Origin of the sequence: uncultured Varibaculum sp. (genome assembly GCF_902489465.1) — a bacterium.
In the GTDB taxonomy this organism is placed as follows: Bacteria; Actinomycetota; Actinomycetes; order Actinomycetales; family Actinomycetaceae; genus Varibaculum.
This window is the reverse complement of sequence record NZ_CABTZZ010000006.1, coordinates 23518-47548: the sequence shown is the minus strand read 5'-3', so window position 1 is coordinate 47548 and position 24031 is coordinate 23518. Positions and strand designations below refer to the sequence as shown.

General features: G+C 52.3%; 19 protein-coding genes and 1 tRNA gene. 5 read left to right on the top strand and 15 right to left on the bottom strand.

Annotated features, from left to right (window positions below):
- Window positions 1-5 precede the first annotated feature (5 nt).
- Window positions 6-449, bottom strand: a complete 444-nt coding sequence (locus RDM26_RS02175) for a hypothetical protein (RefSeq protein ID WP_307737418.1) — start codon at window positions 447-449, stop codon at window positions 6-8.
- A 304-nt stretch (window positions 450-753) separates the two neighbouring features.
- Here RDM26_RS02175 and RDM26_RS02170 point away from each other — a divergent pair, with 304 nt between their 5' ends.
- On the top strand, window positions 754-3426 hold the full coding sequence (locus RDM26_RS02170; protein WP_307737417.1) for a Cna B-type domain-containing protein: 2673 nt from the start codon (window positions 754-756) through the stop codon (window positions 3424-3426).
- A gap of 61 nt (window positions 3427-3487) precedes the next feature.
- A complete protein-coding gene (locus tag RDM26_RS02165; protein WP_307737416.1) occupies window positions 3488-4717 on the top strand; it encodes an MFS transporter in 1230 nt (409 codons plus the stop codon).
- A gap of 361 nt (window positions 4718-5078) precedes the next feature.
- Here RDM26_RS02165 and RDM26_RS02160 read toward each other — a convergent pair whose 3' ends face one another.
- From RDM26_RS02160 to RDM26_RS02145, 4 genes are all read right to left on the bottom strand, one after another.
- Window positions 5079-8588, bottom strand: coding sequence for a SpaA isopeptide-forming pilin-related protein (locus RDM26_RS02160; protein ID WP_307737415.1), 3510 nt, complete (start codon window positions 8586-8588; stop codon window positions 5079-5081).
- Window positions 8589-9013: 425 nt separating this feature from the next.
- Window positions 9014-9089: transfer RNA gene (locus tag RDM26_RS02155), tRNA-Thr, on the bottom strand.
- Between the two features lie 93 nt (window positions 9090-9182).
- Entirely contained in the window at window positions 9183-10088 is a 906-nt protein-coding gene (locus RDM26_RS02150) for a thioredoxin domain-containing protein (RefSeq protein WP_307737414.1), read from the bottom strand.
- Window positions 10089-10191: 103 nt separating this feature from the next.
- Window positions 10192-11874: a protein kinase gene (locus RDM26_RS02145; RefSeq protein ID WP_307737413.1), complete on the bottom strand. Its 1683-nt coding sequence runs from the start codon at window positions 11872-11874 to the stop codon at window positions 10192-10194.
- 110 nt (window positions 11875-11984) lie between these two features.
- Here RDM26_RS02145 and RDM26_RS02140 point away from each other — a divergent pair, with 110 nt between their 5' ends.
- Window positions 11985-13265, top strand: a complete 1281-nt coding sequence (locus tag RDM26_RS02140) for a DUF4032 domain-containing protein (protein WP_307737412.1) — start codon at window positions 11985-11987, stop codon at window positions 13263-13265.
- 106 nt (window positions 13266-13371) lie between these two features.
- Here RDM26_RS02140 and RDM26_RS02135 read toward each other — a convergent pair whose 3' ends face one another.
- Genes RDM26_RS02135 through RDM26_RS02125 form a run of 3 tightly spaced genes read right to left on the bottom strand, consistent with a single transcriptional unit; the run spans window position 13372 to window position 16542 of the window.
- Complete coding sequence (locus tag RDM26_RS02135) at window positions 13372-14694, bottom strand: ATP-binding protein (protein ID WP_307737411.1); 1323 nt, start codon at window positions 14692-14694, stop codon at window positions 13372-13374.
- A 6-nt stretch (window positions 14695-14700) separates the two neighbouring features.
- Window positions 14701-15381 (bottom strand): response regulator, encoded by a 681-nt coding sequence (locus RDM26_RS02130; protein WP_307737410.1) that lies wholly within the window; start codon window positions 15379-15381, stop codon window positions 14701-14703.
- 60 nt (window positions 15382-15441) lie between these two features.
- Entirely contained in the window at window positions 15442-16542 is a 1101-nt protein-coding gene (locus RDM26_RS02125) for an adenylate/guanylate cyclase domain-containing protein (protein ID WP_307737409.1), read from the bottom strand.
- A gap of 212 nt (window positions 16543-16754) precedes the next feature.
- On the opposite strand from RDM26_RS02125, the gene RDM26_RS02120 reads away from it, so the two are divergent.
- Both RDM26_RS02120 and dapD read left to right on the top strand, forming a co-directional pair.
- Window positions 16755-17471 carry a Maf family nucleotide pyrophosphatase gene (locus tag RDM26_RS02120; RefSeq protein WP_307737408.1) on the top strand — a complete coding sequence of 239 codons (717 nt, stop codon included), beginning with the start codon at window positions 16755-16757 and terminating at the stop codon, window positions 17469-17471.
- Between the two features lie 23 nt (window positions 17472-17494).
- Complete coding sequence (gene dapD, locus RDM26_RS02115) at window positions 17495-18478, top strand: 2,3,4,5-tetrahydropyridine-2,6-dicarboxylate N-succinyltransferase (protein ID WP_307737407.1); 984 nt, start codon at window positions 17495-17497, stop codon at window positions 18476-18478.
- Window positions 18479-18952: 474 nt separating this feature from the next.
- Here dapD and RDM26_RS02110 read toward each other — a convergent pair whose 3' ends face one another.
- The 7 genes from RDM26_RS02110 to RDM26_RS02080 form a co-directional block, all read right to left on the bottom strand.
- Window positions 18953-19573, bottom strand: a complete 621-nt coding sequence (locus RDM26_RS02110) for a response regulator transcription factor (RefSeq protein ID WP_038109924.1) — start codon at window positions 19571-19573, stop codon at window positions 18953-18955.
- Between the two features lie 198 nt (window positions 19574-19771).
- On the bottom strand, window positions 19772-20680 hold the full coding sequence (mutM, locus tag RDM26_RS02105) for a bifunctional DNA-formamidopyrimidine glycosylase/DNA-(apurinic or apyrimidinic site) lyase (RefSeq protein ID WP_307737406.1): 909 nt from the start codon (window positions 20678-20680) through the stop codon (window positions 19772-19774).
- A 55-nt stretch (window positions 20681-20735) separates the two neighbouring features.
- Window positions 20736-21455 (bottom strand): ribonuclease III, encoded by a 720-nt coding sequence (gene rnc, locus RDM26_RS02100; RefSeq protein WP_307737405.1) that lies wholly within the window; start codon window positions 21453-21455, stop codon window positions 20736-20738.
- A complete protein-coding gene (locus RDM26_RS02095) occupies window positions 21452-22042 on the bottom strand; it encodes a YceD family protein (protein WP_307737404.1) in 591 nt (196 codons plus the stop codon). Before RDM26_RS02095 ends, rnc begins: the two co-directional genes overlap by 4 nt.
- 55 nt (window positions 22043-22097) lie before the next feature.
- Window positions 22098-22787: a hypothetical protein gene (locus tag RDM26_RS02090; protein WP_307737403.1), complete on the bottom strand. Its 690-nt coding sequence runs from the start codon at window positions 22785-22787 to the stop codon at window positions 22098-22100.
- A 16-nt stretch (window positions 22788-22803) separates the two neighbouring features.
- Window positions 22804-23328 carry a pantetheine-phosphate adenylyltransferase gene (gene coaD / locus RDM26_RS02085; RefSeq protein WP_307737402.1) on the bottom strand — a complete coding sequence of 175 codons (525 nt, stop codon included), beginning with the start codon at window positions 23326-23328 and terminating at the stop codon, window positions 22804-22806.
- A 63-nt stretch (window positions 23329-23391) separates the two neighbouring features.
- Complete coding sequence (locus RDM26_RS02080) at window positions 23392-23994, bottom strand: RsmD family RNA methyltransferase (protein WP_307737401.1); 603 nt, start codon at window positions 23992-23994, stop codon at window positions 23392-23394.
- Between the last annotated feature and the right edge of the window lie 37 nt (window positions 23995-24031).

The window sequence follows — 24031 nt, the reverse complement described above, 5'->3', positions numbered from 1 at the left end:
GACTTCTAGGGGATACTTCCGGTGCAGCTTAGGTTTTTCGTACACCTTAACCGCAGATAGATTTTCTGCCCTCCGCTGGTTTGGAAAGTAACCAGGTATTGAGCTCCACTTTCGTTATTTACCGCTCTTTTAGGCAACGTTACTTGTTGCCCCTCTGTCTGTTTTATCAGGGAATTCGCGGTTTCAACGCGACCCACCAATTTGGCTGTCTCTGCCTGGTCTTTTCGGCTGAGGGCAGCCGCAATCGCCCGGCTTTGCTGCTCCATCTGCGCACTAGTGGCTTTATCGCGCTCGTGACTTTCAAGCCAAGCATTAAGCGTTTTCACTCCCCAAACAAGACAAAGGGCAATTGCAACTATTTCGAGGACAATAACCGCCTGCCAAATAAGGCGCTTACCGGTAGTTTTTCTTGACATTTTTACCTGTCGGCATTCCTGCTTGCTGCGCATTAACCCCACCGGTGGTTATTGTTTCACAGCGGTTTTCTCTCAGCAAGCATCTCTGCCTTTTCAAGGTAGCTCCTGGTCAGCACGGAAATAAAGATAGGGCGTTTTAGGCACTTGCTCGCACAACTGAGCAACACGCCCTCGTAACTAAAAAACGTGAATTGCTTGGTCAAAGACGCGCGAAGCTATGCGGAATCAACAACTACCTTTACCGTCCTCTAATATCCCCCACCACAGCGGATTGATTTGCGTGCGCAAGGAAACCGTAGCGGTTGCACACCACTCCGCATTAACATAAAATGAAAATATGCTAATAAAGAAAAAGGTTTCCTCCGTTTTTCAGTTCCTAGCCACTCTCGCCACCCTCGCGGTGATTGTGGCGCTGGGGTCAACCAATCCGGCTGCGGCAGAGGGCGTAACCACCTGGGACGACCTGGTAGCTAAAGCCAATTCCCTCACCTCCGGACAGCATGAGCTGACGATCACCGGGAAGCTCACCTTGGATGAACAGGCAAAACCACTGGTGGTTTCCGAGGGCGCAGAGCTAACTCTTAAGGGGCCGGGCACAGTTACCGGCTCTAACTTACCGGCAGTGGAAGTTAAATCCGGTGGAAAACTGAACCTTATGGGTCCCTCCTTCACCAAAACGCAGTTCACGGTAAACGGTGACCTAAACTTTAGCGCCGGTTCTATTCACGATTCCGATCCTGCCGGCGCGGTCATCTTTGTTAATGGTGGCACTTTCACCATGAGTGGCACGGCTGACTTTTCCAATAACCTCACGCCAGAGAAAAAGGTAGCTAGCGCTGCCACTCCCGAAGGTGTCGATATCCAAAAACTCGCCCCCATCACCGTCTATAACGGGACAGTATCGCTAAATGGCGGGACTATTAAAGGTAACCAAGGTGTCCTTAAAGGTGGCGCGCTGGGAATTTGGGGCAGTAAAGAAAAACCTGCCTCCCTAAACATCAAGGACGGAGAAATCTTTGAAAACAGCGTGCAGCATTCCAGATTTAACGGATATGGCGGTGCAGTTTTTACCGCATACACCAACGTAGACATCTCCGGCGGAAGTATTCACGGCAACTCCACCGAGTACGGCGGCGCCATGGTTATGGAAAATGGTTCCCTAGACATTAGTAACGGCACCTTACAAGGCAATAAGAGATCCGAATATGGCGGCGCAGGCGGAGCCCTCTTTCTAAATAAAGTCAATACCAAGATTTCTGGTGGCACTTTCAAAGGCAATCTCGGTAGCGACAAGGGCGGCGGTGCCATAAAGATTATTAATAGCGATTTGCATATTACCGGTGGAAACTTCACTGAAAATGAATGTTTAGCCTGGGGTGGAGCTATTAACGTTGTAGGCGGCACCGTAAAAATTGATGGTGGCTCCTTCACCGGAAATACTGCAGGCTCCTCCGGCGGGGCGCTTAGCCTATCTGGGGGAACAAAGGAGGACAAGAACGGCGCAAAAACCGTTATCACTTCTGCCTATTTTGCTAATAATAAATCCTCAGGATTCTGGGGTGGCGGGGCTATCTACAACGACACTTTCTCTTCTTTGACCATTAATGATGCGCTGATTCGAAATAATTCCTTTAGAGACTGGCGACTGGTTCAAGCCGGGAATCATACGGTTAGTATTCAAGGCGGTGGGGTCTGGAACTGTCCTACTGGCCAAACCCACCTAAACATCACCAAGGGTGCAGCTATTTTCGATAACACTGCCCCAGATGCGGGGAAAAACAAGGAATACAAGGGTGCCGGTGATGATTTTGCAAGTATAACCAAGCATAAGTCCGGCACCGATTTCGATGGCGGAAAACCAGTTTCCGTTAGTCCACGGGTACTGGGTGGCGGACAGCGCCTCTGGTATCAGGACGGCTCCATCTACAGCATCCATTCTAACTGGGATCCTCCACGAGAGCCTCGCTATAAAGATGGCGGCGAAAACAAGCTGATCCCCTACGACACCGAAATCAATGAAAACAAAGCTTTCAAGTCGGTTCTCAGTGAGGACTCTAAGAAACTCGCTGAGAAACTCGCCCGAGTAGTGATCGAAAATAATGCTGCTACTGGTGTAGGCATCAGTGGGGGAGGTATTGCCAACAATGGCATGCTCACTTTCGGCAGCCCCGACAGATGGAAGCTCCAGGTAAAGAAGTCTTGGGAAGGCGATGACCCGGAGCAGCGTCCCACGAAGATCAACCTTGATATTCTGGTTGGCGGTTTCCAGGTTGACCAGGTAGAACTGAGCGAAGAAAACAACTGGACAGCCGCAGTCGAGAACTTCCCCGATCCCGATACCCTCATCGACGCGAAGACCGGGAAGAAACTGCCGATCACTTTCAGAGAACATGACGAAAACGGCAAACAGCTAGATGGCTACCAGCTAGCGGTAACCGATGAGTCCAAAGATGAAGCCAACAAGACCTACACAATTTCGGTAGTCAACAAGATGACCACCGAGGTGGAAGTAACCAAGAAATGGTCTAATCCCCACAAGACTTGTCCAGATGCCTCCCAAATTGAGGTGAAGCTACTGGCAAATGGGCAAGATACCGGGAAGAAACTGCTGTTAAATGCCGATAACTCTTGGGAAGGTAAGTTCACCGATCTACCGAAGTATATTGACGGTAAACTCGCTGAATACACCATTTCCGAGGTAGAGATTAAGGGATACCGCAGTGAAATTATGGGAGATGCTAGCGGAGGGTTCTTGATTACTAACAAGTGTACGGTTCCGCCCGCTGATATCACTCCCCCGCCTCCATCGCAAACTACTCCCCCTACCACTACCACCCCGCCTCCGCCAGAAAAGACTCCTCCATCGACAGGAAATACTCCTCCACCTCCGAGCGCTAAGACTCCTCCGCTGCCACCTACCGGCTCTGAAATCAGCGCCGCCTTGGCACTAGGGATCTTGGCACTAGCGAGCGGAGTAGTCATGATGCGCCGACGTGCAAACAACCGCTAACCGAACGCTTAGATTCGGAAAGCTATTTAAGGTAATCGCGCTTAGGGCGTAAACTGCCGCTATGGCTGCAGAATCGAGCAACATTAGCGGCTACCGCCGGGGAGATCCCGAATATCGCCGCATCGAACTCGCGCTATTTATTGCGGCATTCGTCAGTTTCGCGCAAATGTACGAAACCCAGGTGTTACTGCCGGAAATCTCGGAGCATTTTCACCTAGATCCTTCGGCTGCGTCCCTAACGGTTTCCCTAACCACCGCAGGCTTAGCGCTTGCCTTATTCCTGGTCGGTCCCTCCTCCGAGCGACTAGGGCGCCGCCCGATCATCCTCACCTCGATTTTTGTAACCTCTCTGGTGGGCATGGCGCTCGGGTTTGCACCCAGCTGGCACCTGCTGCTTGCCGGGCGATTCCTGCAAGGTATAGCGGCGGCAGGTCTACCTGCCGTGGCGACCGCCTACCTGGCCGAGGAAGTACGCGCCCGGGATTTACCCCGGGCAGCCGGAGTTTATATCGCTGGCACCGGACTAGGCGGTCTTTTCGGGCGGATCCTCAGCGGGGTCATCTCCCATTTCCTGCCTTGGCATTGGGTGTTAACCGTGATTGGAGTGGCCGGAATTTTATTTTCGCTGTTGGTCTGGCGGCTGTTGCCTCCCCAAGAAAACTTCCACAAGTCTCCCCCAGGTATAAAAACTCTAGTTGCCCACACCAAAGCGGTGTTGACCGAGCCGGGATTAGCCTTGTTATTTCTAATTGGCGCCTTGACTCTGGGAGCCTACCAGGCGGTTTTCAATATGGTGCCCTACCGGTTCAGCGCTGCCCCCTACCTCTTCCCCACCTGGATCGTCTCCGGGTTCTTCCTAGTCAACGCCTTCGGTTCCCTGGCCGCGTCGGTGAGCGGCAACCTCGTTGCCCGCTACGGCAGACGGCGGGTAATGCCTTTCGCCGCGCTACTGACCTTAATCGGGCTGTTACTCACGATTTTTGAGACATTGTGGATCGTGATTCCCGCGCTAATAGTTTTCGCTATCGGATTCTTCGCAGTCCACGCGACCGCCTCCGGATGGGTAACTGCCCGCGCCGTGGCCGGAGTGGGGGCTGCCGGGCAAGCGGCCTCCGCCTATTCCATTTCTTACTACCTGGGTGGCTCCTGTTTCGGAACCATAGGAGGGATCGCCTGGTACCACTGGGGTTGGTCAGGTTTAGTCGCCCTCACCGCCGCCCTGATCGCTCTGGTCGTGGTGTTCGCCCTGCTCCTGCGGAAAATCCCACCCCTAGAAAAATTGGGGTACTAAAATTCTTATCGCTCTCTCTACGCGCGGGAGATACCAGACGCAACCTGTGCGGTCTCGGGGCGGTAAAAGCGCTCGGGGGACCCCGTTTCCTCGCGAGAGCGAGGAAAGGGAGTTACAGTTGCGGGTTAAATAGGTAGGTTTCCGATTCGGAAAGTAGTGACTACCTGCGTGTCTCTCGCATCTTTTACCGCTCCGAGACAGACCTGCGCGGGGGATATATTTTATCTGAGTGGGCGCGGTGGGCATAAGAAATCGGGGAGAGATCTAGTCTCTCCCCGATTTCTTGGGCGGGAGGAAAAATATATTCCCCGCGTAGACCAGAGACACGGCGCGCTTTTACCGCCCCGTGTCTGAGACAGTATTACCGCTGTTCGCGGCAACGTAGGATCAGGTATCCGCCGGCCAGGCAGACCAGCATTGCCCCGAGCGCCACGCTAACTTGTGCACCGGTCTTTTCTAGCTTCTGCTGCACGTTACCTGACTTACCCGATTGGTCAGGCTGACCATGTTTGTCGGGATTGTCCGGAATATCGGTACCCGGTTTTGGCTCGTTAGCCACGTACAGGTAAGCGCCGTCATATTGCTGATTTTCATCTGCCGGATTTTCCCAAATAGTAAAGCTAAGCGGTTCTTCTAGCAGCTGGTAGCCTTCAGGAGATTTCACTTCTTTCAGCTGGTACTCATATTGATCTTTCTGATTGCTAACCAGCAGCGACCATCCGAGTTTACCCTGGTCACCCTTGATGGTGACTTCCCCATTCTTATCGGTAGTGAACCTTAAGGGCTCCGCTTTTTCCTGGTCAGCACTAAGTTTACCAACTACCGGTTGCGGCTCGCCATCGATAATCTGGTAAAGCTCAAACTCGGCACCTTCCAGCTGAGTAGTCAGATCACGCGAATCATGCTTGTGAATAGTGATTCCCGGGTTGGGGGCGCTACCGCCCGCAGCCATCCGTACGGCTACGGATCCCTCGACCTTGGACTGTTCCTTCCCTACCTCAACCTCGTTACCGTAGTTGACCAGGTCTGTCCCGATTACTTTCGCTTTGTAGGTGACCACTACTTTCCGTTTATTGGGAACTTTCATAGTGAGCACCCCGTCCTTATAGACCGGATGATAGTCGAAGTCCTTCGGGGTCATCTCTAAGGTTTCCGGCTGCAGACGCAGATTGGTCATCTGGTCTTTAAAGTTCGCAGTCGGCGCCCCACCAGCAATATCTAGTGCCCCGGGGTTAATAGTGACCTTGAAAGTAGCCTCGTAATTATTACTGCTGGTAGGCTTATCAGTCAGCTCTTTGGTGAGCGGGCCGTACCGATATTCGGCATCCACTGCTTTCGTGGTCACCGGTCCCCAGGTGGCAGTATTGCTCACCTTTAAACCTTCGGGGTTCTTATTGATGGCATCCAGCGCATCCCTACTAACCGGAATTAGTGAGTAATCCAAGTAGTAGACTGATTTCACTTTGCCATCCGAATCCTTCGGCAATTTAGCGGTTTCCATCTCGAAGATAATCTCGCCAGCTTGCTGGTGAATGCTAAGAGTCTCTACCCCGGACAAATTGGGCTTCGGGTCGTTCGCCAGCTTTAACTGCTGAGCATCAAACTGGTCAGTAATCTTGAAAGCGTCCCCTTTGTACTGATCTAACCCTTCCAGGCGTAGCCGGTAGTTGAATACCGGATAGTCGACCCCACCGATTTCCTTGAATTTAATGCCGTCGAAGGTTTTGTGGATCCCCTCGGGATCCGGGGTAGCCGACGCCGAGGCGGTACGGTCTTTACCATTGGCAGTGGCTTTCACCCGGTTGACGTGCCGATAGAGGCTCTCGTCACCATCACGGTAGGCTTTTACCCACTCCTGGTCATTGGTGGTAGTAAAAGTAAGTTTTACCGTGCGCTCAACGGGATTGCCCGCTTCATCAGTGTCGGGGTTGGGCTTTAGACCAGGTCTGGTCTTTCCCTCGTCCTGGTAGAAAGTGATGCTAAATCCGCTGTCGGGGTTCTTTTCATCTTTCGCGAACGTCCAGCTTTCACCGTCGAGCAAGCCTTCAACCGTGACTTTGGTGCCTTTTTTCAACGTGTCCTGGAAAGATTTATCTCCACTCTTGGCCGCAGGCAGAGTATCCGTCAATACTAGGGAGTCATAGCCTTGCGGCACCACATTGACAGCTACTTCCCAAGTGACCTCATCTGCATCAGTGGAGAGAGCTTTCTTTTGAACGTTAAAGACGTGCGGAGGGGTAAGCCTAATGGTGGGCGCAACGACTTCCTCTGGACCATTCGGGTTTTGAGGGGTAGTGCTGGAAGCACCGTTCTTCACCGAAGTCGGCACGATCTGTTTATTGACATCAACTTCAGTGGTGTAGGTGATTTCGTAACTAGAGTTTTCTGGGTCAGTTTCAGTACCGGGCAACACATACGACCACTCGAACTGTGTATCCAAATCGGTGATGCCAACGTCTGCCCATTTAATCTCGCGGGTTTTCTCGATAGAGTTTCCCTCTGCGTCCTCTTTCCCCTTGTTCACCACGATCTTGATACCGTCTCCGGAATACTTCATCATTTCGCGGAACCCTTCAGGAATGGAGTCTTTGACGGTATTGCCAGCTACGTTCAGCTTCGAGTATTTATTTACGTTAAGGGTCCAGGACTGCTGGTAGATTCCCGACTTAGGAGCTGTTTCTTCGGCGGAGCCAGCATTCTTGGTGATAGTACCAATCTTTAACTTATGCTCCAGGTTATTAGTGGTTTCTTTGGGGGCAGGAATCTGGTCAGAAAGCACATTGGCTTTATTCTCGGTTTGAGCTGCGGTTCCCGCCTCGTCGGGGTTAATCTTTGAGTAATCAACGCTGGCGGAGTACTCGATCGTAACCTTCTCCCCATGAGTCATCTTGGGGATAGTCAGCCTAAACCCATTATTTTCAATCTTTAATTCCCCAGGTTTGGGCGCTTTCTTATTCGTGGACTTAATCTTGAAAGCCTTCGGATTTTCATCTAGGTGCAGTGCGGTGTCGTCACCTTGAATCTGGTCAGAGACCACTACATTTTCGTTAGTATCGATTGAGGTAACCGTCAGGGTGTAGAACACTTTACCGGCAGAAAAATCATGTCGGGCACTCTTAGTGATAGACAAATCGGGATCATTTGAAATCAGTACATCCATGTGGATGCCATCATTCAGTTCAATCTTGGTGGCATCTTTTGCAAACTTCACATCCAAAGTGACATAAAACTGTGCCTGCTGGGATTCAGTTAACTTCTCATGATCAGCCAGCTTTACATGGATCTTATTGTCTTTCGTTACCCAGTAGCTATTGCCGATGACGGTTTCACCTTGAGCAACGATGGAGAAGTCAATCGGTTTTTCGATAGGGAAAGCCTGCAAGGTAGCCGGCAATTCGTAGACGAGTTCAGTATTGCTAGGTATTTGCCATTCGCCACCAGGTTTCTCGGCGAACCCTAATTTCAACTGGTAAGGAGTATCCGGGTGGACGACATATTTCCCGTCGGCGTTTTTTGTCAGCTCTGCGCCCCCGTAGAACAGTTTTGCGTCCTCAGTTAGGAACTTAGTGAGGGGAAAACCCGCCTCTGGAGCCTCTCCAGGCTCGGAACCACCCGGTTCTTGCGCGGGGGCAGCTTGCGGCGCAGGATCCACAGGATCGGGGTTTTCACCAGTTGCGGACGCAGGAGCATCGGCTGGATCTGATGCCACAGTGTCCGCAGGATCGCTAGTTGTCTGCACAGGGACAGGAGCTGCCTGATCACCTGGTTGGGCATAACTAACTCCGACATGCGGGCCAAACGCAAAAACCAGAGTAATGGCCAGTAAAGGCAGTAATAGTTTTAAGACACGATGTTTACGATTTTGCTCCATTGCGCGAGTCAATCCCGATTTCATGATTATCTCTCCACGAGTTAATGCGGATATTTCGCCTATTTACAGCGATTAAGCCCCATTAATTAGCTTCTCACATATCACCATACTATATAGCCTCTACCTTTGAAAATACCGGAATAATTTTTATTTCCGAATTACATTTTGGGACAACAATAGCGACTTCCCGGTTTTTACTCCGCCGCCCTAACGTCAAGTTTCCTGGAGCTACCTCCCCCAGCAACGCCCCCTCCCGAAAGTACTCTTTCCCCGCTCGAACGGGAGGGCGATTTTGCACCCAGGGAAGAAAAGAAACATGCCATGGCAAGACTGAAAGGTAAACAAGACAGATATTTTAAGCCTAAAGAGTTCTGGCATTTACTGCCATTTATGCCGTATACAGAAACCAGACGCCAATGCCGAAGTGGAGCCGACTATCGGGCTCGAACCGATGACCTGCTGTTTACAAGACAGCTGCTCTACCAACTGAGCTAAGTCGGCCTTAGGAAGCGCTTAAATAAGCACTACCCTAGCGCCTTCAAAAAGACGCCGCCTTTAGTTTGCCATGTCTTTTATCAATGAACAAAACCGCTGCTATTTACCCAGTAGCGCGTCCTCGTCCAAAGTTCCATCATTCTTGTACGGCTTTTCGATCACCTTTCCATTGGAGGCAAACATCGGGGTACCCACCCCCTGAGTCTGCTTTCCAGCGGCATCTGCCCATTGCTTTTGCCACTTCTCAAGTAGTGCAGACTGGGTCTCGGCCTTAAAGGAGCTAATAATTTCGCCTTTAACCCCAACCTTCTTAGCAACTTCTTTAATTTTTTCCAGTGATTTGTTCGGATCCGCCATCAGTGTGGAGTTTCCTTGATCTTTCCAGCCGGCTTCCTCCCCTTTGGCAAACATCACCTTATATCCAGTATCAACCAACGCTTGATGGAAGGCGAGCACTTTGTCTGGCTGCTCCATAGCTACCAGCATGGAAGCGTCGCCAGCAATCACGGTCCAGGGCAAGGCGTGAGTCACCACCGTATGCAGCACCAGATTGGCTTTACCTTCGGTAGCCAAAGCCATAATCTGCTTCCCCAACTGGTGCTCTAACCCCAGGCAAGACGGGCATCCATAGGAATACCACATCTCAATAGTAGGTACTCCAGATTCGGCTTTATAAACCCCCTGTTTACCGACCAAAATCCCCTGCGCCGCATTAACTGCTTCCTTACCCGACAGGGCAGCGATTTTTTCTGGGTGCTGACCGGAAAGCACTTCCCCATTAGCTTTATCATTTCCGCTCTGGGCAACCAGGTATCCGGCGAGGGCGACTGCCGCTACCACCAGCACCGAAACTATCGCGATTATCGCGCGTTTACGGGTTTGCTTGCGCCGCGCGGCTTCCCGTTGCGTCTCTACCTGTTTCCAAACTTTTTGTTGCCGATTCTTTTCATTCTTCGATGAACCTTTGGCCTTAGCGGCCTGCATTTTACCTTTTTTCTGTGCCATGACTTTCCCGTAACTTCGCTGATTTTCTTGCTTTAAGCATAGACGAGGACGCGCTATCCTCCCACTTGATCCGGGCAGGGCGCAACGTACTCCCCAGATTCCACTACCAATACCCACTTACTACCAGGTATTGCGAACCGGCACCTGCAGCCAGTGCCACTATGCACCAAAAGAAACGCGCCCCGGCTCCGCCTAATAAGCGAACCATACTGCCAAACCCGATACGGAAAGCCCGGGAACAGAACGCGATAATCATCCCGTACAGTGAATACGCCAAATATAGAAGCGCTCTATAAACTTCCGGTCGCTCCCGCAGGCCTTGAGGCAATACCGGATAGGCTACCTTAGCCAGCGGATGGTAACCGAACTGTCCTAGCAGCACTACCCCTGCTCCCACCAGCACGGTCACCACTATCGCCCCTATTAGTGGCCCGATAACCGGTTGGGCTCGAAGCGCTGGACGGGGAGGCTTTAGCAACCCTGAAGCCAGCTGGGCATCCCGCAAGCGCCCTCGGAAAACCCCAAAAAGCGAGGGAATAGCAACTATTGCCATCAAAGCTGCCGCATAAAGATAAGGGTCTAACCCTAATTGCGTATCTTGTTTCAGGGCGAAGCTGCCCACCCCAAAACACAAGGCCAACATCAACAGCACACACGATATCCAAGCCAGTGGTAACCTTTGGGGAATATAACGGGGCTGCCATTGCGCAGCTGAATCTGGTACCTCATCCGCGTGTCCAGTTTCGGGAACGCGAAAATGGGTAACTCCCGGCTCTTCATTCACGCTGCCTACAGGTAAGTTATTCCCATAACCGCCATTTGCTTCCCAAAATTTATCGGCTTCCCCCCTAATCGCTGGCGCCTCAGGAGGATAACGTCGGGTGTCCTGCTCGGGAGGAAACACCTCAGGGCCGGAAACAGAGGTGGCCTCCACTCCTTCAGCCCCAAGGGTAGCTCCCGCTGATAAATCTGCCGGCAAATAAGGTGCCGGGTCATTACCCTCATTTACTGCCTGCAAAGCCGCTATAAGTTGCTGGGGAGCGGCTCTGTGCGCTGGATCAACCTGAAAACCAGCCGCAAAAACCCGTTGCCAGGACTCGGGCAAACCTGACAAGTCGGGATTACCGGTACTAATGCGCCCTAATACCACTTCCACCGGGCCCGACCCGAAGGGCGGATGCCCACTTGCACAGTACAGCAGCACGCACAACCAAGCCCACCAGTCATCGCGCGGGCACGCGTCCTCGCCGTGGATAAGCTGCGGCGAAATATAGCCGGGAGTACCGGTGACCAGTCCGGTGGCAGTCAAACGTTCGGCACCTGGGGTTTGAGAAATCCCAAAATCAATCAAAACCGGCCCTTGCTTCGCAATCATGATATTAGCTGGTTTAATATCACGATGAACCACCCCGGCGTGGTGTAACTCCTCCAGTATTTTTGCTAACCATTGCGCCAAGTCAATCAAGTCAGGCAAATCCCAAGTACCATTGGCACTCACGTCCTCGGCAATCGTGACCCCCCGAATCAGTTCCATCGCCACATACGGGGTTTGTCCGGCGGTGTTTACCTCAAAAACTTTCGCCACCCCAGAGGAGCTGACTCGGTTAATCGCATCTGCCTCGCGTTGCAAACGCTTGCGAGCATTGGGATCGTTAGCAATCTGCGGGTGCAAGAACTTCAGTGCGACTTCGCTCCCATCGGGAGATTCAGCTTGATAAACCGACGCCATCCCCCCTGCGCCCAAGGCCTTAAGTACCTTGTATCCGCCGATTTCCTGTTCGAGCACTGTCTCCCTAACTGTTTTCAAACTCTCTTTATCTGAGTTTAGCTAAATGCGTTCGCACTTACCCAACTACCTATGCCAGAATTGTCCTAGCAATAACGAGGAGAAGGACAATGCCTAGCAAACAGAAAATTCGGGTTACTACCTCTGGTACCTCCTCTTTCTATTCTTTAGTTCCTACTCTCCCCTGGTCGCTACCCTTGGAAGATTGGCCAAACAAGCTGCTAGCGGCTCTTCCGCGAGGAATTTCTCGTCACGTAGTGCGGTTCATTAAGGCGGGGGGCGCAATATATGCGGTAAAAGAGATTTCCGAAGAGCACGCCCTGCATGAATACCAAATGCTGCGTCAACTGCAAAGCAAAGATCTACCTACCGTGTCCGTGGCCGCGGTGGTAGCGGGAAGAATCGACGAAAACGGCGAAGAATTACCAGCCGCCCTCGTTACCCATCACCTGCAGTATTCCCTGCCCTACCGGGTGTTACTGTCCAAACATTTATCTAAAGACCATCTCAATCGAGTACTTGATTCCTTGGTTGCCTTGCTGGTTCACCTACACCTAAACGGGTTTTATTGGGGAGATGTTTCCCTATCTAACACCCTTTTCCGCCGTGATGCCGGCACCTATGCTGCCTACCTGGTAGATGCGGAAACCGGACGTTTTTATGACAATATCTCTGACCGCTCCCGCGAATATGATGTTTCTCTGGGCGCCATGAACATTATCGGGGAACTGATGGATTTACAGGCCGGAGGGTTGGTAGATGAAGACTTTGACGTCACTACTATTGGCGATTACCTGGAGAAACGCTACCACGATCTCTGGAATGATTTAACCGGATCCGAACGTATCCCGGCCGATGAGATTTGGCGAGTAGGAGCACGGGCCGAGCGGCTCGGGCAACTCGGTTTCGATATCGGTCAGGTAGAAATCGAAAGTGACGAGGACGGAGATTTCTTAAGTTTTGCTCCGCGGGTAGTCGAGGCCGGTCATTTCCAGCGGCGAGTAAAAGATCTAACCGGTCTGGAAGTTCAAGAAGAACAAGCCAAACGGATCTACACCGATATTGTGACCTATCAACGCCGTAAGAAACTGGAGAATATGCCTTTGCGTCTGGTGGCAACCACTTGGCTAGAACGGGTTTACCTGCCCACTATTAGTGCGATTCCCGATGATTTACGGTCAAAACTAGAGCCAGCCCAGATTTTCCATGAAGTATTGGAGCATCGCTGGTTTATGTCGGAAAAAGCAGGCCATCATATCCACACCCGCAAAGCGGTTAAAGATTATATCCGCACCCAGTTGGCGGTTCGCCCTGACGAACAGGTAGTGCTACCTATGCCGTTGACGGCGACAGCGGATGCTATAGATTATCTGGATCTAAAGGAGCGGTAACCACCTTTTTACCCGCGCGCACCAGGCATTTATTTCGCCATGAATTAATCGGGGTGAGCGTTCCTCTAGCCTATCCCTACCAGTAACAGCGATCTACGCTAGTACCTTACTTCCGTCCGTGGCGACGTCCCACCACCACTAATCCTCCCTGCGGCAAGAGGCGGTCCGGAGACATAGATTCGGATACCGCCGAAAGCGAAATCGTGAATACTACCGGTTGGCGACTGGTGAGCTCAATACGCCCCCCATCGGCTTCTATCAGATCTTTCGCCAGCGCCAGCCCAATACCGCTGGAGCCATGACCACTAACCCCGCGCCGGAAAATATGGGGAGCTATTTCTTCGCTCACGCCCTCGCCCTCGTCAGTAACCTCCACAAATATGGAGCGGCTAGAGACTCCTTTACGGGTAGAAACCGTGACCGTACCTGCCCCATACTTCAAAGAGTTCTCCACTAAAGTGGCGATTGCCTGCGACAATGAGGAGGGAGTAGCCAGTGGTAAACGATCGGTTACCTGGTTGTCGAAAACAATCTCCCGGCCTACCGCTGCAAATTGGGATGCCCACTCATTCTTTTGCTGACGGAAAATATCCTCTATCTTCACCGCTTGGGTATTTCCATGATTAGCTTGCGCGGCGCGCTTCTTTAAGTCCTCTACCACTTGGGTAATTCGTTCTACTTGCTCGAGGCAGGCTTCGGCTTCGCTGCGTACTTCCTGATCATCGGTGAGGTATTCGATTTCTTCAATCCGCATAGACAGGGCAGTGAGAGGGGTGCGCAATTGGTGAGTAACATCGGAAGCGAATTGGCGTTCCTTAGCGATCCGGCCAATAATCCGTTCCCCAGACCGCGATAGTTCCTCGCTGACCAGGTCTATTTCTTCAATCCCGGTAGGCTGGATGCGAGCTTGGACTGCTCCCGATCCAATTTGCTCAGCCTGGGCTGAAAGATAGATCAGTGGTGCCGCCAAGCGTCGGGAACCACGGAAGGCAAAGGCAGTACCCGCACCTAGTGCTACTGCTCCGCATATCAACACCGCACAGACCGCCCCCACCGCCGACCAAATCACCGGCAGAGCCGAGGAACGCAAAGACACATAAACACCACCGGCACTGCGGGCATGGGAATACAGCTGCCAGTTAGCGTCTACCGAGCCCGAGTGATAGATCCGTCTTTCCCGTTGATCAATACTGATTTCCGACTCGGGTGCATAAACCCGTTGCCAGTTGGAAACCGCTTGCCGGGTATACCCCAGATCGCGGGTACCAATCTGATCCAAATAACGAGAAAGATTAACCGTGAGTTGATCTTGACCAGTCTGGCTAGACTGCCACACATAGGAGGGCGCCAAAATCGCCAGCGGCAACCCCAGCAGGGTCAGGGAAACCAGGACAGACTGGAAAACCATTAACAGCGCACGCCGGCGCATGGCAGGCTACTTTCGTTCAGTCTCGAACCGGAAGCCCATTCCCCGCACCGTTGAAATGTAATAGGGGTAGGTGGCGTCGTCTCCCAGTTTGCGGCGCAGCCAGGAAATATGCATATCTAAGGTCTTGGTAGATCCAGCCGGATCCGAACCCCAAACTTCCTGCATAATTACCTGACGCGGCACCACGTTCCCGGCTTCCTTAATCAAGATCCGCAATAGGTCGAACTCTTTAGCGGTTAGCTGCAGTTCCCGCCCATCTTGGAACGCCCGGTGAGCCGAAACATCAATCTTAATGTCCTGTGCCTCTAGAGTATCGTCCTGGAAGTCGCTGCCTGCCCGACGTAACAGGGCACGTACTCTAGCAAGTAACTCCGCCAAACGGAACGGCTTGGTTACGTAATCGTCAGCACCGGCATCTAAGCCCACCACCATGTCAACTTCGTCAGTACGGGCGGTAAGTACCAAGATCGGCACCGATGACCCCTGAGAGCGAATCTCCCGAGCCACATCTAAACCATCAATATCGGGCAGACCTAGGTCTAAAACCACCAGATCGGCTCCTAAAATATCGCCGAGAGCTCCCCGACCGGTGCCGTGGGAGCGTACCTCATAACCTTCGCGGCCGAGGGCTCGTGCCAAAGGTTCGGAGATTGCCGGGTCATCTTCAACAAGTAAAACTGTAGTCATATTCCCATGCTAATCTAAAAAAAACTTTGTCGCCACTACAGCGAACTGAAAATAGCTTTACTATTTTTTTACTGCCGAAGAAGATACCTCTAGGGTATTACGACGAATCAAGGGCTGTTCGCCCTGTTTACCCTCTCCGCGGGTAAGCAGCCATCCTTCCACCTCACCTAACCCCTGCAGTTCTTGAGTTGTAGCTGGCCTAACCGCGAAATACCCTTTTCTATCACGCGCTTGGAGCTGCTTGGCGGAATCAGCATCCATCAAGATTTGCCCCCGCGGTGCGATATCTACCAAACGCGAAGCCAGGTTAACCGGGGGGCCGAAAATATCACCAGAACGAGAAACTACCCGTCCATGAACTAGGGAGGCGCGCACCGGCAGGATTTCCGGCCGAGAGTTTAAAAACTCTACGATGGCACACACGATATCCGCAGCTACTAGCAGTTCGTCTGCAACATATAAGACTGCATCCCCCAGGGTTTTCACCACTCGTCCTCCGCGAGTAGTAACGACATCCCGACAGGCCATTTCAAAACTTTGCACCAGATCAGCTAAAGCGGCTCCGCTCATCGTGGAAGAGCGGCGCGTAAATGCCACCATATCCACAAACCCCATACAACGATCCAAAGGATAGGAATCGCTGGCGTCTGCTTTACCTTCCCGCGTTTCCACTTCCCGGTTAGTATTCAGCAATAGATACGCCATTTGTCGACGCCAGGCATATCCCAGTTGCGATTGCAACAGATCGACATATTCGTCAATTTTATCTAAGACCAGCAAACGCGCCGAGGTGTCATCTAGGCTCATGCGTTCTTGAAAATCCGCCACAATCGCCTCTAACTGCCATAACACCAGGCGATCGGCCATATAAGATTGTGCACGCAGCAAGGAGGTCACCGTACTGCGTCCCAGGGTACCTTCACCAAATTCTTGCCGCCATTCCATGATTGCCTGCGCGTCTTGCTCGGTAAACATGTAGGTATCGGGATCAGCTTTCGGAAATCCACAAGAAGTCCAAAAGTGGTCGATTTCTGCAACACTGACCCCTAGTTGCTGCGCCATTTCCCGCATAGTCATAGTGGGCGCGCCCCCGATAAGTTTCCACACCGGACGCATCACGGTGTTACGCGCTATCTGGGCTGCAGACAAGGATTCACTCACCCTTCAACCTTAAGGTGAACGACCTCACTTTTTCCAGCAGGGCCGGTATTCGTTGCATATTAAGCGGAAACTTTTCCCGGTATTAACTCTGAGAGTTCCACTCTTGCCATCTTCTTCTCATATATCGGCTTTTGGTCTGAGCGCCACTCGCTGCCCAACTTGTTACCTCCACTTCCTGCGGTTTCCCAGTTCCATCTCCTAAAATAGTCGCTATGACCGATCGACTTGTTTTAGCCTCCGCCTCCCCGGCTCGCCTTAAAGTTTTAACCCAGGCGGGCATTCCCCCGCTGGCCTGGCCGGCAAATATTGACGAGGACGCGGTGCGAGGCAAACTAAACACCACAGATCCGGCGCAGGTAGTTACCGCTCTTGCCCAAGCGAAAGCCCGTCATATAGGTCAGCTATTAACTAGCCCCGATAGCTTGCACCCGGAGGACTTCGCTCAAGGCGCTAAGGTTCGCGAAGAGTTGGAAAACATTCCAGCAGGTGAGCGTGTAGTGGTTGTAGGTTGCGATTCCATGTTGCTACTTAACGGAGAGTTACGGGGAAAACCCCACAGCTTTGAACGGGCTCTATTGCAGATTCATGAACTTTCAGGAGCTAGTCCCACTTTATTCACCGGACACTGCGCCCTCGCCTTAAAACGTTCTGCTACCGGTTTTACCTGGGAAAACGAAGTGGCAGAGCATTCGCAAGCCACCTTATATTTCAGTGAGATCAGCGCAGAGGAAGCCCGCGCCTACGCTAAAACCAAGGAACCACTAGAAGTTGCCGGAGGCTTTACCATCGATGGCTTCGGCGGGGCATTTATTGAAGCAATTAAGGGCGACCCTCATGGAATTATTGGCATTTCTTTACCATTAGTGCGTAAACTATTAAATGAACTTGGCTTTTTTTGGCCAAATTTATGGAAGGTCTTACCAAACTAATCCTGAGCGGATAAGGTGGAGTTATGAGTGAAAGAAAAGCACGCGGGGTAGGCCTCGCAACCGTAAGCGAAACTGGTCAAACCCTGGACGTTTGGTATCCTCGTCCCTACCTAGGTGACCAGCCAGACGAATCAGATGCACAGCTAGTCGAAAAACTAAGCCAGATTGAAGGGCGCGATGATGGGCGCGGGGTTAACCGTACCGCTACCGTGGTATCGATCGATCTGGACGAATCTGCCCGCTCTACCGCCGATGCTTACTTGCGTTTACATCTACTTTCTCACCGTCTAGTAAAACCGAACACCATTAACCTAGATGGTATTTTTGCTCGCCTACCTACTGTTGCCTGGACAACTGAAGGACCGTGTGCGGTCGAAGATTTTGAAAACACCCGTATGCGGATGCGTTTAAGCTTTGGCCACCCGATTCACCTACTTAGCGTAGATAAATTCCCTCCGATGGTTAACTACATTATTCCCTCGGGAGTACGCATCGCCGATGGCGCAAAAGTTCGTCTCGGCGCCTATTTAGCACCGGGCACCACCGTGATGCATGCGGCTTTCGTTAACTTTAATGCCGGAACCCTGGGGGCTTGCCTGATCGAGGGGCGAGTAGCCCAAGGAGTAGTTATCGACGACGGCTCCGATATCGGAGGGGGAGCCTCCACCGCAACCACGGTTTCCAGTCAAGGCGGGAAACAGATTTCATTAGGAAAACGCTGCCTACTGGGCGCAAATTCAGGGTTAGGGATTGCGCTGGGCAATGACTGCGTGGTGGAAGCCGGATTGAATCTGACTGCCGGTACCAAAGTGTCGGTTCTCCCCCACGCCGGGGTAGCCCCCACTGTGGAAGGTTACTTCGCGGAGCCGGTAGTGGTTGCCGCCTCGGAACTCTCGGGAGTTTCCGACGTCATCTTCCGGCGAAACTCCCAATCTGGTCGCGTAGAGGCACTGCCTCGTGCCGGCAAGGAAATCAAGCTCCCCGCCACCTCTCGCATCAACCCGTAATTTTTATCCCGCCAAGTACAGCGCGGAGTCGCGGGCGATACCGAACTCATCTCGCGTGCAGGCGCGGATTTAGAGCACGTACGGACAAGAACTCATTACTAACAGCATCGAATACCCACCAAACAAACGATTGCTCGAAAACTATTTTTTACAAATACTGATCGTAGCTGATTCCCCGCAAGGGTCGGGCGGAAAAAGATGCGAGAGGGGACACGCCGCTAACCGTTACCCTTCGCATCGGGTACGTTTCCCTTTGAACAGATTCTATTCTGCCCTTGTTTTAATTTTTGCAAGGCTCACCGGGGTCCCCCGAGCACTTTTACCGCTCGAACCTTGTGCGCGGGGGATTAGTTTTATCCGAGCAGGCTAGGTGGGCGCAAAACTTGGAAAACGCCACTACGTTTTCCAAGTTTTTGGGCAGGAGGAAAAACTAATCCCCCGCGCTGGGTACGCTATTGATTCTGCTTACGAGAATTACGACTGATGCCGCCATGCGGCAGAGCGTTGACTGGCTACCCAGGCAGCGACCTGTGTGCGGCGCTGCAACCCCATTTTGGCCAGCAGCGAAGTGATATGGTTCTTCACTGTCTTTTCCGCAACTCCCAGCTTTTCGCCGATTTCCCGGTTAGAAAGGCCATCCCCGATTAGGTTTAACACTTTGCGTTCTGCCGGGGTTAGATTGGCAGTGGGGTCTTCGTTCCCGGCGCGGCGGCGGGTCACGGTGCGATCATCCAGCAGTACTCGCCCTCCGACTACTGCCCGGATAACATCGGTAATTTCAGCCCCCCGCACAGTTTTTAGCACATAGGCTTTTGCCCCGGCCTGCAGGGATTCTGCTAATGCATCGTCATCATCAAAACTGGTGAGCACAATTGCCAGCGAATCTGGTGACACTTCCCGCAACTGTTTCATAACGTCAATGCCGGTACCATCGGGCATTTGCAAATCTACCAGCACTACATCTGGACAAACCAGTTCAGCGCGGCGTACCGCATCTTCTACGGTTCCCGCTTCGGCCACTACCTCCATGCCGGCAGTTCGGTCTACGATTTCGGCAATCCCCCGACGCACAATTTCGTGGTCATCAATGATCATTACCCGCGTGGGTTCTTCTACTGTCTGCGATTGCTGGATCTTCACTCTTTGAGTCTACCTAATCCTGTCAGTTAAGAATCAACCATTCCACAAAGTTGCACCTAGCGGCGGGGCACAGCGACAAACAATCATACGATTTGTGGTTCCGGTGGCGATTATTTGAACTAGCTGCAGCTAACGAGCTCTGGTTGAATCCAGTTAATCCTGTAGTGGCTGGCACTTCGGACAGTAAGTGGCGTTACGTCCTGATTGTTGCAGTTTCTCCAAGGTGGTGCCACAGGTTTTACAGGGCTCACCGCCGCGTCCATATACTTTTAACTCCTGCTCGAAATACCCGGGGTTTCCGCTGGTGTCCACGTAGAGCTCATCAAAAGAGGTTCCGCCGTGTTTGATTGCGGTTTTCATGATTTCCCCGGCGCATTTAAACAGTTCCTGGATCTGCTTTTCTGAAAGAGAGTCTGCTCGTTGCCCTGGGTTTACTCCGGAGGCGAACAGGGTTTCGTCTGCGTAAATATTGCCGATCCCGGATACTAGCTTTTGATCCAAAAGGGAGTGTTTAATGGAGCTCTTCCGTTTACGAACAGTGGTGGATACTTTTTCTAAATCAACGTGGGGATCGAGGGCGTCGCGGGCAACGTTCAGTTCCACATTGCGCGGAACTAGGTGGAATTTTGCCCCCAGGCCTCCCGGTTTCTTATCTCTGGTCTCTACCAGCGGTTCTACTACCATCCGTCCGAAAGTGCGTTGATCAACAAAGAAGACGGTTCTGTCGTCTTCCATAGTTAATCGCACCCGCAGATGTCCTTGATTTTTATGGGACAGCTCTATTTGCGGTTGATTAATCAGCAACTGGCCGGACATTCCCAAATGAATCACTAGCGAATACAAGGTTTGTTTACCTTCTTGGTTTTCTCCCAGCAACCACAAAAACTTACCGCGCCGTACCGCAGCGGTAATGGTCCATCCCTCGAGAGCAGCACGAAACCGTTTACTGTCCTGCCCCCGCAATGAGCCGGGGAAGAATACTTCGACCTGCTTTATCTTGGCACCCAGCAGCTGCGATTCTAAGCCGCTCCGCACTACCTCAACTTCTGGTAATTCTGGCATGTTTCAGTTCCCCTCAAAACCTAATGTAACCATCTAAATCTGACTGGCAAACGTTTTAAAACCCTAGGGGGGTAGTCACCCCGTGTTCTTCGCGCAGGGTCATAACCGCCTGGCGGGCGGCCTCGTGTTCCGCCACCTTTTTCGAGCGTCCCTTGCCGGATCCAAGTACCCGTTCCCCGATTAGGGCTCTGGCAGTAAAACGTCGATCATGATCAGGACCGGTACCTTCCACCGCGAACTCAACAGTTCGCACCCCCAGCTGACCAGTAAGTTCTTGTAAGGTAGTCTTCCAGTCCATTACTGCTCCCCGCTCTAGGGCGTGATCGAGCAAATCTTGCAATAGGTTTTCAACTACTTTGCGAGTGGCTTCTAATCCGTGGCACAGATAGGTCGCTCCAATCATTGCTTCTACCGTGTCGGAAAGAATCGAGTCTTTTTCTCGCCCTTTGGTTTTTTCTTCTCCGCGCCCTAGTAGTATGAATTCTCCCAGATTTATATCGCGGGCAACCCTAGCTAAAGCGGGCTGCGAAACCGTGGCCGATCGCATTTTTGCCAGATGCCCCTCTGGGTGAGAGGGATAAGTTTTGTACAGACGTTCCGTCACTATCAGCTGTAAAACCGCATCCCCTAAAAACTCTAGCCGCTCATTATTGGGGAGATTATCTTGTTCGTGTGCAAAAGAACGATGAGTTAGCGCCAATATCACCATTTCGGAGTCTAACTCGATTCCCCATCTGGTTAGCAGCTCCGCTAGATCTTGCGAACCGCGACTCATTCGTCCTTTTTCTCCTGTTCCTCAAATAGGTTAGCTAGCACTGACCAGCGCGGATCTATCTTTTCGTGGTGATGATCCGCCCCCGCATCTGCCAGCATGATTCCACATTCGGGGCAAAGCCCGGGACAATCGGGAGCACATAGCACCGAATAGGGAATTTGTGGAACGAGGGCGTCTATCAAAAGTGGCTCGAGATCCAAGCGTGAATCTGGCAGCACCTGATAGGCCTCGTCCACGTCAGCATACACGATTAAGTCCTCACTCACCTCATTTAGCAGGTGCGCGAGTTCCTCAGGATAGTAGTAGACACGACTCAAGGAAAAATCAAGGGATTTTTCTACTGCTTGCAGACAACGCACGCACGCCCCTTCAGCGTAGGCAGTTCCCCTAACGCTCAGGGATACTCCCTCGGAAATTGCCACCGCTAGCAGCTGTAAATCTAGGGACTGTCCCGCCGGAACCGCCATATCTTCGGTTCCGATAGCCCTAGGTAAAGTTACTTTCAGCTGCCAAGTTTTGCTATCCCCCTCGCCAGTACCTAATCCGGTTAACTCCAGCGGGATCGCGGCCTTCTTAACTTGCTTCATGCCCTTTACCCTAAGGGGTATTCAGCTTCGGCGCTAGCAGGCTGACCCTCAGCTACTAGAACTGTGGGCGCTCCAGGCGCGAAAACTGGGCACGGCCGCTGCGAGTTTGCTCCGCGATTGCCCCCAGCAGTTCTTCCAATTGGGACAGTGCCTGGTTAACGTACTGGTCAGACTGATCCATAAAGTCTTTGGCTTCCGCGCGCGCAGTATCGGTCATCTGTTGTGCTGCCTGTTTCGCTTCGCGGTAAACATTGTCCTGCGAAACCAACTGGTCCGCGCGGGCTCGCGCCTCCTGCAAAATCTGAGCCGCCTGCTCATTGGATTGGGCAACGGTTTCTTCCGCCTGGGCGCTGGCGTGGGAAATTGCCGACTCTGCCTGCCGGTCAGCGTCATCAATAGTTTCCTGCGCCTTGGCATTAGCTTGCGCGATAGTTTCTTCAGCGTTCTGGTTCGCTTCGGTAGTTACTCGCTCTGCTTCCGCGCGCGCATCCGAGATGGTCTGTTCGGCCTCTTCATCGGCGGCATCCAGCACTTTATTAGCATCGGCCACAATTCGATCCGCATTAACCAGGTCAGCCGGTAGCGCTGCCCGCGCATTGTCGAGCAACTCGACCCCTTCGGCCTGGTTAATCATGACTGACGCAGAAAAGGGAACGCTGCGTCCGGCTTCAATCATCTCGGTCAGACGATCAAGGACTGCGATAACGTCTGAAGGTGCATACTGCGGTTCTTCCTGGGGTTCCATATTCTTCCTTCCTGTTTTAGGCTGGCCGGTTGTCGGATTCACGGGTAGGGTTTCCATTTCCCGAGGACGCATCGAATTCTCGTTGCAGCGCCTGGGCTACTTCGGGGGGAACAAATCCAGAAACGTCTCCTCCATAGGCAGCTATTTCTTTAACTACCGAAGAGGAGATCAAAGCATTTTCGGGGGAAGTGGGAATCAAAATAGTGTCAATGCCCGATAATTGCCGGTTAGCGAAAGCCTGGGTCATTTCACTGTCGGTGTCTTTAGAGTTACGAATCCCTTTAACCAGCGCTAGCGCCTCATAGCGGGTAGCCAGATCGCAAGCTAGCCCCTCCCAGATCACGACCTGCACATTCGCTAGGTCTGCGGTGGCTTGAACAATAAATTCTTCGCGTTTGCTGGCCGGGAAGAGATAGGTTTTCTTGGAGTTTTTCGCTACCGCCACGATCACGCGATCAAAAATATGGGCTGCGCGGCTAATTACGTCCAGATGCCCATAGGTAAGGGGATCATAGGATCCGACGCAGACAACAGTACTCATAGCTACCAAAATACCGGTAAGCACTCCCGGTGCGCGGCGTCCCACGCGGACAAAGAGCTAAAACTAGGCTTGTGCGCCCTCATTTTCCGGGTATTCGAGGGCGGGACGCAGTAGGTAAACCGCGCTTTCTCCGTAGAGTTTGCGTGATTCTTCCTCCCACTGCTCTGTTTTCCAAGCAGGAGCCTCGTCGCGCGCCGAACGTTCCACCACTATCCAGGCATCCGGGTCGCATAGCGGATGCAGCTGGTCTAGTACCTGCAGGATTTCGCTGTTTTTCATAGCGTAGGGCGGATCAATAAAAACCAATTCCCACTGGGGATTGGGGTTAGCTCCTAAAAGGCGCGACGATAAAAACGAAAGAGCCGGCTGTACATATAGTTTTGCAGCGGAAAAAACTGGAGAGGCAGCCCGGTTCTTTCGGATCGTTTTGGCGGCGCTGTGGGCATGGTCTACCAAATCTAAACTGAGTGCCCCGCGCGACAGCGACTCGAAACCGTAAGCCCCCGATCCGGCAAAAAGATCCAAAACACAGGCGTCTTCCGTGGCTCCGCGAGATTGTAGAGCGGAGAAGATTGCTTCCCGAACCCGATCTTGAGTGGGGCGCGTACCGGAGGAGGGTACGGCTAGCTGAGTACCTCGGGCAGTTCCAGCTATTATTCTCATCATGATGACATTCTAACCCTAGTGACGTTCACAGAGTAGC